Genomic DNA, 11,788 nt, shown 5'->3' on the forward strand with positions numbered 1-11,788 from the left:
GCTCAGGTCGGGGGGCCGGAGTACCTGCCGCCCTCGGGCGCCAGCACCGCGTACCGGCCGTTCTGCTCGGCCAGGCGTGAAGTGACCTTTTCCATGGTGGAGTCGTTGCCGCCGAACAGTGCCGGTTCCGTGGTCTCCTCCAGCACCACGCGGGCGACGGCGGCCTTCCTCGGCTGCCAGGCGGCTACGGGACGAGCACGATCTTGCCGATGTGGGCGCCGGCGTCCAGGGCCCGGTGGGCGGCCGCCGCCTCGGTCAGGGGGTAGCGCGCACCGATCACGGGGGCGATCTGCCCGCGCGCGGCGAACTCCAGCACGAGTTCCTGCTCGCGGCGGGTGGACGCGCGGGTGCCGAGGATGTCCAAGTGCTTGGCGAAGATCTCACCGATGTGCACCTCGGCGGTGCGGCCGCCCATCACCGCGGCCAGGACGATCCGGCCGCCGAGTCGCGCGGCCTTGATGGCGAGAGGGACCATCGGGCCGCCCACGTTGTCCAGGACGACGTCCACGCCGGTGCCGCCGGTGTGCTCGCGGATCTGCTCCACGATGTCGGTGTCCTTGTAGTTCAGGACGGTGTCGGCTCCGGCGGCCAGGATCGCGTCGGACTTGTCGTCCGATCCGGTGAGGCCGATGATCAGCCGTGCGCCGGCGAGGCGGGACAGCTGGAGCGCGGCCGTGCCCATACCGCCGGACGCGCCGGTGACCAGGACGGTGTCGCCGGGCTGGACGCGGGCGCGCGCGTTCACCATGTGCAGGACGGTTCCGTAGGACCACAGGACGCAGGCCAGGGTCTCGAAGTCGAGGCCGTCCGGGGCTTTCAGCAGGCCGTGCTCGGGCGCGGTCACGTATTCGGCGTAGCCGCCGAAGCGCTGGTGCCCGGGAAGCTCGGTGTCCTGGCAGAGGTTGTCGTCGCCGCGGCGGCACGCGGCGCAGCGTCCGCACGCGGGGCAGGTCATCACCACCACGCGGTCGCCCGGCGCGAAGGACCGCACGTCCGCGCCGACGGCGGCGACCTCGCCCGCGGCCTCGCGCCCGAGCTGGAAGGGCAGCGGCAGCGACGGGACGCCCGGCCGCGGCTGGACGATGCCCTTGCGGTATCCGGCATCCCACCAGTTCACCGAGGTGGCGCGCACCCGGAGCAGCACCTCGCCGGGGCCGGGTGCGGGAACCGGGACCCGCTCGACGGTCAGGACGTCGGGTCCGCCGTGCTCGTGGATCCGGACGGCCGTCATCGTTGCACTCATGAGTTCTCCTGATTTGTGACGGACTGAAGTCGCGATGAGGCTCGGCCGGGCGGCAAGCAAGATCGCGCGGGGGTGATCAGATGGTGGGCGGGACGTCCGTCCAGGCGCCGGTCGCGGCCGAGCGCAGGACGGCATCGGTCAGGCGGGCGGCGGCCAGGCCATCGTCGAAGGTCGGCATGGTGGCGGGCACGGTGCCGGTGCGCACGCCGGTGTAGACGTCGCCGAGGAACGCCTCGAAGCACCGCTCGTACCCCTCGGGATGACCGGCGGGCAACGAGCTGACGCGCCGGGCGTCGGCCGGGAGGCGGGCGGGGTCGCGCACGCGCAGCTCGACGCCGTCGCGGCGTCCGCACCACAGCGTCTCCGGCCGCTCCTGGTCGAAGGCGAGCGACTCGGCCGCCGCGTCGAACTCGATGTGCAGCCGGTTCTTGTGGCCGGCGGAGATCTGGCTGACCATCAGCGAGCCGAGCGCGCCGCGGTCGGTGGTGAACTGGACGGCGACCGCGTCCTCGGTGTCGACCGGAACGAGGCCGCCGGTCGGGGCCTGCTGCGAGAACGAGGTGCGGCCGGGGGTGCGACGGCGCTCGGCGTGGGCTTGCAGGGTCCGTGCGGTCAGGCTGGTGATGACGTGCCCGGAGACGAACTGGGCGAGGTCGCACCAGTGCGAGCCGATGTCGCCGAAGGCGCGGGAGGCGCCGCCGAGGGCCGCGTCCACCCGCCAGTTGTCGTCGCCCTCGTCCAGCAGCCAGTCCTGCAGGTAGCCGCCGTGGATCAGGCGCAGGTCGCCCGGGCCGCCGCCGCGCAGCCGGGCGCGGGCCTGCCGGACGAGCGCGTAGTAGCGGTAGACGAAGGGGACGGCGGTGACGAGTCCGCTCGCGCGCGCCTCCCCGGCGAGGGCCTCGGCCTGCGTCACGTCCATGGCCAGGGGTTTCTCGCACACCACGTGCTTGCCTGCGCGCAAAGCCGCCGTCGCCAGCGGCGCGTGCAGGTGGTTGGGCGTGCAGAGGTGGACGATGTCGATGCCGGCGGAGGCGATGAGCTCTTCGGCGGAGTCGAAGGCCCGCTCGGCGCCCAGCCGGCGCGCGGCCTCGCGTGACCGCTCCGGCGTCGAGGCGGTGACCCCGGCGATCCGGGCGCCGTTCAGCAGGGCGGCGCGGGCGTGCACGGAAGCGATCATGCCCGCGCCGACGATCCCGATGCGCAGGGTGCTCATGAGGCCTTCCCGGTCAGCAGGGTGGTCAGTTCGTCCAGGTGGGCGGGGCCGAGAAGCTCCTCGACCGCGGTGAGCGCCGCGCCGACGACGCCCGCGCGGTCGGCGTGCTCGGACAACGCGACCCGCAGGTCCCGGGTGGCCAGCGGGAGCGACCGCTCGTAGACGACCTTGCGCAGCGACGGCAGCAGCAGGTCACCGGCCATGGAGACACCGCCGCCGACCACCACCAGCGCGGGGTTGAAGATGTTGATGAGGCTGGTCAGCGCCTCGCCGAGCCGCTCCCCGGCGGTGCTCAGCAGGTCGAGGCAGACCGGGTCGCCCTGCGCGGCGGCGGCGCTGACGTCGGCGGCGGTGACCTCGCCGGCCTCGGCCAGGCGGCGCGCGAGCGGCCGGCTCTCCCCGCTCTTGGCCAGCCGCGTCGCGGTCCTGCCCAGCGCGTTCCCGCTCGCGAAGGTCTGGAGGCAACCGGTCTTCCCGCAGCGGCACTGCCGCGTGGACGCCGGGTCGATGCACAGATGTGCGATGTCGCCCGCGCAGCCCTGCGCGCCGCGGTGCAGGCGTCCCGCCGACACCAGGCCCGCGCCGATGCCGGTGCCGACCTTGACGTAGATGAAGTCGTCCAGCCCGCGCGCGGTCCCGGCGCGCAGTTCGCCGAGCGCCATGGCGTTGACCTCGTTGTCCACCCAGACGCCGACGCCGAACCGGGAGGCGAGCCATTCGCGGACGGGGTAGTCGTCCCAACCCGACAGGATCGGCGGGGACACCGGACGGCCGCTGGCGAACTCCACCGGGCAGGGCAGCCCGACGCCGATGCCGGCCAGCGGCGGCGCGTCCGGACGGGCGGCGAGGATCTCCCGCATCATGGCCTCGATCCGCGCGAGGGTCTCCTCGGGCCCGCGCGTCACGCTCCAGGCGTCCTCGCGGACCTCCAGCGGCGCCCCGTCCAGCGAGGTCAGCCCCACCATCACGCTCGTGACGCCGACCTCGACGCCGAACACCGTGGCCGCCTCGTGATGGAAGCGCAGTTCGCGCGGGGCCCGCCCGCCGGTCGAGCGGCCCTTGCCCCTGCGGGCCAGCAGGCCGACCTCCAGCAGGTGGCCGATCCGCTGTGCGACCACCGTCCGGCCCATGCCGGTCGCGTCGCACAGGTCGTTCGTCGTCGCCAGGCCCTGGGTGCGGACGAGCTCCACGAGCGTCGCCGACATCGTCGTCGGCGTGGACCTCGGCAGCCGGGACGGAGGCACGCGCACCGCATCTCGACCGTCCATGTGCTGTTTCAATCGCGTTTCCTCACGTTGCGCAAGGGTTGACTTATTGCCGATCACTGGCTTACTTTCCTCGCATTCCGACAAAAGTTCAACCGGTTCCGGCGTAAGCGATCGAACGACCGCCTCCGCGCCGCCGCGGCCCGCCGTCCCTCCCCGGTGACGGAGCCGCCCCACCCCACCCCCATGACCACCGGCGCGCCTCGGCGACCGGCGGTGACGCACCTGCAGGAGCTGCGAATGAGCGCTTTCCCCACCGGGCGGCTGGCCCTGATCGCCATGGCCACCGGCCTCGCCGCGAGCCTCACCGCCTGCGCGAGCGACGACTCCGGGCCCAGCGCGGGCGCGGACGACAAGGCGCCCACGACCATCGACGCAACGCTCGCCAAGTCCGTCAGCGGCGCCACCGGCAACGGCAAGGCCACCGGCGCGCCGATCACGGTCGGTCTGATCAACCAGCAGGGCGGACCGGTCTCCAACCCCGAGTTCAGCGTCGCCGCCAAGGCCGCCGCCGACTACCTCAACGCCGAGCTCGGCGGCGTCGGCGGGCACCCCATCGAGTTCTCGACCTGCGACATCGTCTCCGCCGAGTCACAGGGGCAGAAGTGCGGGCAGCAGATGCTCGCCGACGACGACGTCAAGCTCGTCGTGCAGGGCGGCCTCAACGTCGGCACGCAGTCGCTGCACGCGACCCTGGACGGCAAGAAGCCCGACCTGGTCGCCGTCGCCAACCCCGGTCCGGACGTGTCCGCCAAGAACACCTACGCGCTGAACGCCAGCTCGCTGGCGGGCAAGGCGTCCACACCGATCTTCCTGGCCACCAAACTCCAGGCGAAGACCGTCGCGATGATCGCCGACGACAACCCGGGCAACCAGGAGATCGCCAAGAGCATCAAGCAGGGCATCGAGGCGCGCGGCCTGACCGTCAAGCTCACCACCTACCCCTCCGGCAGCGCGGACCTGATGAGCCCGATGCAGGCCGTCGGCGCGGGCAGGACCGACGTCATCATGCCGATCGCCGTGACGCCGACCGCGTGCGTCGCGATGGCCAAGGCCTACGAGCAGGCGGCGATCAAGGTGCCGCTCGTCTCGTCCGGGCTGTGCGCCTCCGGCGCGGTGAGGAAGGCGCTCGGCGACCTGCCCAAGTGGATTTTCAGCGGGTCGCTGCTCAACACCAACGCGCCCGACCCGTCCGGCCACGTCGGCCTCTACAAGGCGGTCATGAACAAGTACGCGGGCAAGGGCGCCGAGCTCGGCATCAACGCCCCGGCCGGCTTCGCCGCCATCATGGCCGCCGCCAAGGTCCTGGCCGCCGCCGGAGCGGACACGCCGACCGTCGAGAAGGTCTCCGCCGCCGCCCGGGCCTACACCGGACCCCTGCTCATGGGCCCGCCCAGCCTCAGGTTCGGCGTGAACCCGCAGTTCCCGACCCTGGGCGCGCAGGCCGCCAGGTACTACCGCTACGAGGGCGGCGGCAAGTGGACCGACGCGTCCGGAGGCTGGATCAACCTGCCTTCCTGACCCCGACCGGACGACTCTGACCGCGGCCACCGCACACCACCTCTGACCGCGGACCGCACGACCGGAGAGATCACGTGGACCAACTGATCCTGTTCATCCTGCTGGGGGTCGGACCCGGCGCCATGTACGCCGGCCTGGCCCAGAGCCTCGTGCTGACCCACCGCGGCGCGGGCATCATCAACATCAGCGCCGGCGCGATGGCCATGTGGGGCGCCTACACCTTCTACGGGCTCCGCGACGGGCACCTGCTGCTGCCCTTCCTCTACCCGGGCCTGGGCGGCCCGGTGCCGGTCATCCCGTCGTTCCTGCTGGCCGTGGCGCTGTCAGCGGGGCTCGGCGCGCTGATCGACGTGGCGGTCTTCAAATGGCTGCGCGGCTCCGCGCCGCTGGCCAAGCTCGTCGCCAGCGTCGGGCTGCTGCTGACCGTCCAGGCGCTGATCGTGCTGCGCTTCGGCGGGACAGGACAGACCGCCCCTCCGGTGCTGGCGGGCGGCAGCATCCAGGTCTTCGGCGGATCGGTCCCGGTCGTGCGGCTGGAGGTCATGGGCATCGCGGTCGCCGCCGGCGTCGCGCTGACCGCGGCCTACCGCCACACCCGGTTCGGGCTGGCGACCCGCGCCGCCCAGGAGGACGAGGCCGAGGCGATGATGTCGGGGTTGTCGCCCCGGCGGCTGTCGCTGCTGAACACCACCTTCGCCGGCGCGCTGGCGGGTGCGGTGGGCATCCTGGTCGCGCCGATGACCCAGCTCGACCCCGTCACGCTGGCGCTGGCCGTCGTACCCGCGCTCGGCGCGGCGCTCATCGCCCGCTTCACCTCCTTCACCGTCGCGGCGTTCGCCGGCCTGGGAATGGGCGCACTCCAGTCGGTCGCGCTCTACCTGCAGACCCTGCCGTGGTTCCCCACGTCCAAGGGCCTGCCGATGCCCGGCCTGCCGGACGTCCTGTTCTTCGTCGTCATCGCGGTGGCGCTGATGTGGCGCGGCAAGAGCCTGCCGGACCGGGGCACCGCCGTGGAGCCCCGGCTCCCGCCCGCGCCCGCCCCGCGCCGGATCACCCGCCCCGCCGTGACCGGCTTCGTGATCGGCGGCGCCGCGCTGCTGATCCTGCCGTTCGACCTGCGGCAGGGCCTCGTCAACACCATCATCGCGGTGATCGCCTGCCTGTCGCTGGTCGTCCTGACCGGGTACGTGGGGCAGGTCTCGCTCGCCCAGTTCGCCTTCGCCGGACTGTCCGGGCTGGTGGTCTCCAAGCTCGGCGTCGGGCTCGGCATCGGGCTGCCCTGGGCGCCGCTGGTCGGCATCGCCGCCGCCGCGGTCTTCGGGTTGGTGGACGTGCTGCCCGCGATGCGGGTACGAGGCGTTCATCTGGCGATCCTCACGCTCGCCGCCGCCGTGGCGTTGCAGAACTTCGGGTTCCACAACCCGTCCTGGGGCGCGAGCGGACTCGGCTCGCCGGTGCCCGCGCCCAAGCTGCTCGGCATCGACTTCGGCCCGTCGGGCCACTTCTTCGGCTTCAAGCGCCTGCCCAGCCCGCTGTTCGGGCTGGTCTGCCTGCTGGTGATGGTCGTGTGCTGCGCGGCCGTGGCCAACCTGCGGCGCAGCGGCCTCGGCCAGCGGATGCTGGCGGTGCGCTCCAGCGAGCGCGCCGCCGCCGCGGCCGGGATCTCCGTCCCGGGCATCAAGGTCACCGCGTTCGTGCTGTCGGCGTTCCTGATGGGCGTCGTCGGCGTCCTCACCGCCTACAACTACGGCTCGGTCGACCCGGCCAACTTCGGTGTCGTCAACACGCTCGTCCTCATCGCGCTGGCCTACCTCGGCGGCATCTCGGTGATCAAGGGCGCGCTGATCGGAGGCATGCTCATGTCGGGCGGGCTCGCCTCCACGATCGTGGAGGACTACCTCGGCCTGCCCGCCGACTACCTGCTGCTGTTCGCCGGGGTCGCGCTGATCCTGACCGTGACCACCACTCCCGGCGGGATCGCCCTGGCCCACCGCAGGTCCCGGCCGGCCGGGGGACCACCGGACCAGACGGACGCCCGGCCGCCCGCGACGGTCGTGGAGGCCGTGCGATGACCGAGACCCTGCCGAATCCCCTCTCGAAGAGCAAGACCCTTCATGTCAGCGACCTCACCGTCCGGTACGGCGGGGTGGCCGCGCTCAAGGGCGTCGGCCTGACCGTCGGCCCCGGCGAGCTCGTCGGCCTGATCGGCCCCAACGGCGCGGGCAAGACCACCTTCATCGACGCGGTCTGCGGCTTCACCAAGGCCGACGGCCAGGTCAGGCTCGGCGACCGCGACCTCACGGGCAGCCGCGCCTACGTCCGGGCCCGCGCCGGCCTCGGCCGCACCTGGCAGTCCGCCGACCTGTACGACGACCTGACCGTCCGGGAGAACCTGACCGTCGGCGCGTATCGGCCGGACTGGCGGCGCACCGTGCGGGAGGCGCTGCGCGGACGCGCCCGCCACGACGACGGCGTCGCGCACCTGCTCGGCATCCAGGACCTGCTGGACCGTCCGAGCGACGGCCTGTCCGCCGGACAGCGCAAGCTCGTCGACCTCGCCCGCGCCCTCGCGGGCCGGCCCGACGTGCTGCTCCTGGACGAGCCCGCCGCCGGCCTCGACACCGACGAGAGCGGCCTGCTGGCCACCCGGCTGCGGTCGGTCGCCCGGTCGGGCACCGGCGTGCTGCTGGTGGACCACGACATGAGCCTGGTGCTCGGCGTCTGCGACCGGATCGTGGTGCTCGACTTCGGCAGCGTCATCGCCACGGGCACCCCCCGCGAGATCCAGACCAACGACGACGTCATCGCCGCCTACCTCGGCCGCGCCGCGCGATCGGACGTCGACCCGGAGGAGATCACCCATGACTAGCCCGCCCGAGCCCCTGCTGGACGTTCGCGGCCTGACCGCGGGGTACTTCGGCGCCGCCGTGCTGCGCGACCTCAGCCTGACCGTCGGCCCCGGCGAGGTCGTCGCGCTGCTCGGCCCCAACGGCGCCGGGAAGTCCACGACCCTGCGCGCGATCTCGCGGATCCTCGCCCCGATGTCCGGGACGGTCCTGTTCCAGGGCCGGGACGTGGCCGGGCAGAAGCCGCAGGACATCGCCCGCGCCGGGCTCGTGCACATGTCAGAGCGGCGCGGCGTCTTCCACGGCCTGACGGTCGAGGAGCACCTGCGGCTGCACCGCCTCGACGCGGCCATCGCCTACGCGTACTTCCCCGAGCTGAGGAAGCTGCGCTCTCGCCGCGCCGGGCTGCTGTCCGGCGGTGAGCAGCAGATGCTCGGCATGGCCCGCGCGCTGGCGCGCCGTCCCGCCGTTCTGATGATCGACGAACTCAGCAAGGGCCTCGCCCCGGTCATCGTCGAGCGGCTCATGCCGGTCGTACGCGCCTACGCCGACGAGTCGGGCGCGGGCGTCCTGCTGGTCGAGCAGCAGGTGCAGCTCGCCCTGGAGGTCGCCGACCGCGGCTACGTGCTGGCGCACGGCAACCTCACCGACCACGACTCCGCCGCGAACCTGCTGGCCGACCGGGAGGTGCTGGTCTCCAGCTACCTCGGCGCCACCACCCTGTAGGCCCTCCGGGCCGACGTCTTTGTAGAAGGAGCCGCTCCTTGTTCCGCGAACGCATCATCGTCGACGACTCGCTGGCCGTCACGCCCGACGGCTACGAGCTGGCGGTCCGGCTGCCCTGGTACCGGGCCCTGCCCGTCAGCGCGATCGAGCAGCTGGAAGTCACCCTCGACGGCGCCCGGGCCCCCGACGACGCGATCACCTTCGAGGTGAACGGCCGCGCCCGGACCCTCGCCGAGGCCCGCGGCGACTGGGACGACGTCTGGTACGTGCTGGACGACGCCCTCGTCCGCGTCGCCGCCCCCGCCCCCGGCCCGGCCGGGGGGACGCACGAACTCCAGGTCGTCCTCGGCGTCCGCATCCCCTACCTGCCGGTCGCGGGGAAGCCGCTGCTGATGACCGAGCGCTGCACCAAGACCATGCCTGCCAAGGAGACCGCCGCGTGAGCCTGCCCAAGCTGGGTGTGACCCTCTACAGCTTCACCCCCTACTTCCACGCCCGCCAGTACACCTTCGAGGACCTTGTCCGCATCGCCGGCGAGCGAGACCTCGGCCCCGGCCTGGAGATCGTCGGATTCCAGAGCATCAAGGGCTTCCCCCGCCTGCCGGACGGGTTCGCCGCCCGCTTCCGCACCCTCGTGGACGCGGCGGGCCTGGAGCTGTCGTGCCTCGGCGCGAACGCCGACGCCGGGCTGCGGCAGGACCGGCTGCTCACCGAGGACGAACTGGTGGAGTACATGCTCGCCCAGCTGGAGGCCGCGCACGAACTCGGTTTCCCGACCGTCCGCGTGCAGCACTCGGTGACGCCCGACCTGATGGAGCGGCTGCTGCCGCACGCCGAACGGCTGGACCTGCGGCTCGGCATGGAGATCCACAGCCCGCACAGCGTCGGCCACCCCAAGATCCAGGCGCTGCTGGAACGCTACGAACGGCTCGGCTCCCCGCACCTGGGGTTCATCCCCGACTGGGGCGCCTCGCTCACGCGGCTCCCGCCGAGCCTGCTGCGCGCCTACCGCGCCAAGGGCGTCCCGGACGCGCTGCTCACCGCGTTCCGCGACCAGTGGAACGCCTTCCACACCGAGCCGCTCATCATGGACGACCGCGAGCAGGGCGCCCGGTTCAGGCGCATGCGGGAGATCAACGAGCAGTACGGCGGCGACGACGTGTCGGTCCGCATCGGCACCAACTCCGTCGGCCTGTTCGGGCACATGGATCCGGCCGACTGGAAGCAGATCATGCCGTGGGTCGTCCACGTCCACGCCAAGTTCTACGACATCGACGCCGACGGGGCGGAGCCGTCCGCGCCGCACGACATCCTGCTGCGCGACCTGGTCGAGGCGGGATACGAGGGGTACATCTCCACCGAATGGGAGGGGTGGCACTGGAACGACACCGACGACCCCTTCGAGATGGTCGCCGCCCAGCACCGGCTGAGCGAGCGGGTCTTCGCCTCGCTGGCGACGTCATGACCGGTCGCCGGTCCGAACGCGTGGACCTGCTGGTCATCGGCAGCGGCCCCGCAGGCGCGGCGTTCGCCCGCCGCGCCCTGGACACCTACCCGGCGGCCTCGGTGCTCGTCATCGAGGCCGGACCGCGGCTCACCGCCGCGCCCGGCGAGAACGTCCGGAACGTGCCGGCCGAGCGGCGCAAGGAGCTCCAGGAACGTGTCAGCGGACCCCAGCCCGCCGGGTTCCGGCCCTTCGGGGCGCGGCCGCTGCACGCCCGGCCCGGCACCGTCCTGATCAAGGACGACGACGGGACCGGCGACGGCCAGGACGGCATGCCCGCCGCCGCCTACTCGGCGAACGTCGGCGGCATGGGCGCCCACTGGACCTGCGCGGTGCCCCGCCCCGGCGGCACCGAGCGCGTCCCCTTCATCGACGACGCCGAGATGGACGCCGCCCTCGACGTCGCGGAAGACCTGCTGAACGCGACCACGACCGGGTTTCGTCCCACGGCCGCGAGCACCACCGTCCGGGAGAAACTGGCGCGGCGCTACGACCACCTGCTTCCCCAGGGACGCAGGACCGGGCCGATGCCGCTCGCCTGCGCGCCGTCCGCCGACGGCGGGCTCCCGCGCTGGACCGGCACCGACACCATCCTCGGCGAGACCGGCGACCGGCTCGTCCTGCGCGCGGACACGGTCGCCCGCCGGCTCCTGCTGGACGGCGACCTCGCCACCGGCGCCGAGGTCGTCGACACCCGCACCGGCGAGGTGTCGCAGATCCGGGCGGGCGCCGTCGCCGTGGCCTGCGACGCGCTGCGCACCCCGCAGCTGCTGTGGGCGTCGGGAGTGCGGCCGGACGCGCTCGGCCGCTACCTCAACGACCAACCGCAGGTCGTCGTCGGCGCGCGCGTCGACCTGCCCGCCGAGACCGCACGCGGCGCGACCGCGACCGACCCCCGCGACACCCTCACCGGAGTGTCGTGGGTGCCGTTCGCCGACGGCGTCCACCCCTTCCACGGGCAGGTCATGCAGCTGGACGCCTCGCCCATCGCCGTCCACGTCGGCGACCGTCCCGACCCGCGGCCCATGGTCGGCCTCGGCTGGTTCCTGCCCAAGGACCTTCAGGCCGACGACCGCGTTTGGTTCGACGACGATGATGTGGACGCGTACGGCCTGCCGCGCGTCCACATCGACTACCGGCTCACCGCCGGCGACCGGGACCTGGTGAGCCGCGCCGTCAAGGAACTGGAGGGGCTCGCCGCCGAGCTCGGCGAGCAGACCCGCGTCCCCGACCTGCTCCCGGCGGGCAGCTCCCTGCACTACCAGGGCAGCGTCCGGATGGGCCCGGCCGACGACGGCACGAGCGTCTGCGACGAGCGCGGCCGCGTCTGGGGCTTCCGCAACCTGTTCGTCGGCGGCAACGGCGTCATCCCGACCGCCACCGCCTGCAACCCGACCCTCACCGCCGTCGCCCTGGTCGTCCGGTCCGTCGAGGCCATGGCCGGGCTCCTGGACACGAGAGGCTGACCCG

The 11,788-nt window shown here is 72.9% G+C and carries 11 protein-coding genes; 7 read left to right on the top strand and 4 right to left on the bottom strand.

Going from position 1 to position 11,788, the window contains the following annotated elements; translation table 11 throughout:
* Positions 1-2: 2 nt before the first annotated feature.
* From ACRB68_RS40040 to ACRB68_RS00570, 4 genes are all read right to left on the bottom strand, one after another.
* Positions 3-149 carry a hypothetical protein gene (locus tag ACRB68_RS40040; protein ID WP_194293162.1) on the bottom strand — a complete coding sequence of 49 codons (147 nt, stop codon included), beginning with the start codon at positions 147-149 and terminating at the stop codon, positions 3-5.
* 35 nt (positions 150-184) lie between these two features.
* A complete protein-coding gene (locus ACRB68_RS00560; protein ID WP_194293163.1) occupies positions 185-1,243 on the bottom strand; it encodes an alcohol dehydrogenase catalytic domain-containing protein in 1,059 nt (352 codons plus the stop codon).
* 76 nt (positions 1,244-1,319) lie between these two features.
* Positions 1,320-2,456, bottom strand: a complete 1,137-nt coding sequence (locus ACRB68_RS00565; protein ID WP_153530369.1) for a Gfo/Idh/MocA family protein — start codon at positions 2,454-2,456, stop codon at positions 1,320-1,322.
* A complete protein-coding gene (locus ACRB68_RS00570) occupies positions 2,453-3,724 on the bottom strand; it encodes an ROK family protein (RefSeq protein WP_153530370.1) in 1,272 nt (423 codons plus the stop codon). The genes ACRB68_RS00565 and ACRB68_RS00570 overlap by 4 nt, the downstream gene beginning before the upstream one ends.
* 237 nt (positions 3,725-3,961) lie before the next feature.
* Between ACRB68_RS00570 and ACRB68_RS00575 the strand changes: the two genes are divergently transcribed.
* The 7 genes from ACRB68_RS00575 (at position 3,962) to ACRB68_RS00605 (ending at position 11,784) form a co-directional block, all read left to right on the top strand.
* On the top strand, positions 3,962-5,242 hold the full coding sequence (locus ACRB68_RS00575; RefSeq protein WP_194293164.1) for an ABC transporter substrate-binding protein: 1,281 nt from the start codon (positions 3,962-3,964) through the stop codon (positions 5,240-5,242).
* Positions 5,243-5,316: 74 nt separating this feature from the next.
* Entirely contained in the window at positions 5,317-7,314 is a 1,998-nt protein-coding gene (locus ACRB68_RS00580) for an ABC transporter permease (protein WP_153530372.1), read from the top strand.
* Positions 7,311-8,111, top strand: coding sequence for an ABC transporter ATP-binding protein (locus ACRB68_RS00585; RefSeq protein ID WP_153530373.1), 801 nt, complete (start codon positions 7,311-7,313; stop codon positions 8,109-8,111). The genes ACRB68_RS00580 and ACRB68_RS00585 overlap by 4 nt, the downstream gene beginning before the upstream one ends.
* Positions 8,104-8,814, top strand: a complete 711-nt coding sequence (locus tag ACRB68_RS00590; protein WP_153530374.1) for an ABC transporter ATP-binding protein — start codon at positions 8,104-8,106, stop codon at positions 8,812-8,814. Before ACRB68_RS00585 ends, ACRB68_RS00590 begins: the two co-directional genes overlap by 8 nt.
* 38 nt (positions 8,815-8,852) lie before the next feature.
* Positions 8,853-9,257: a C-glycoside deglycosidase beta subunit domain-containing protein gene (locus ACRB68_RS00595; protein ID WP_153530375.1), complete on the top strand. Its 405-nt coding sequence runs from the start codon at positions 8,853-8,855 to the stop codon at positions 9,255-9,257.
* Positions 9,254-10,279, top strand: coding sequence for a sugar phosphate isomerase/epimerase family protein (locus ACRB68_RS00600; RefSeq protein WP_153530376.1), 1,026 nt, complete (start codon positions 9,254-9,256; stop codon positions 10,277-10,279). Before ACRB68_RS00595 ends, ACRB68_RS00600 begins: the two co-directional genes overlap by 4 nt.
* The gene (locus ACRB68_RS00605; RefSeq protein ID WP_153530377.1) at positions 10,276-11,784 is read left to right on the top strand and encodes a GMC oxidoreductase; all 1,509 of its coding nucleotides are present in this window, start codon (positions 10,276-10,278) and stop codon (positions 11,782-11,784) included. Before ACRB68_RS00600 ends, ACRB68_RS00605 begins: the two co-directional genes overlap by 4 nt.
* Positions 11,785-11,788 lie beyond the last annotated feature (4 nt).

It is taken from the genome of Actinomadura macrotermitis (assembly GCF_009604375.1).
Classification (GTDB): domain Bacteria; phylum Actinomycetota; class Actinomycetes; order Streptosporangiales; family Streptosporangiaceae; genus Spirillospora; species Spirillospora macrotermitis.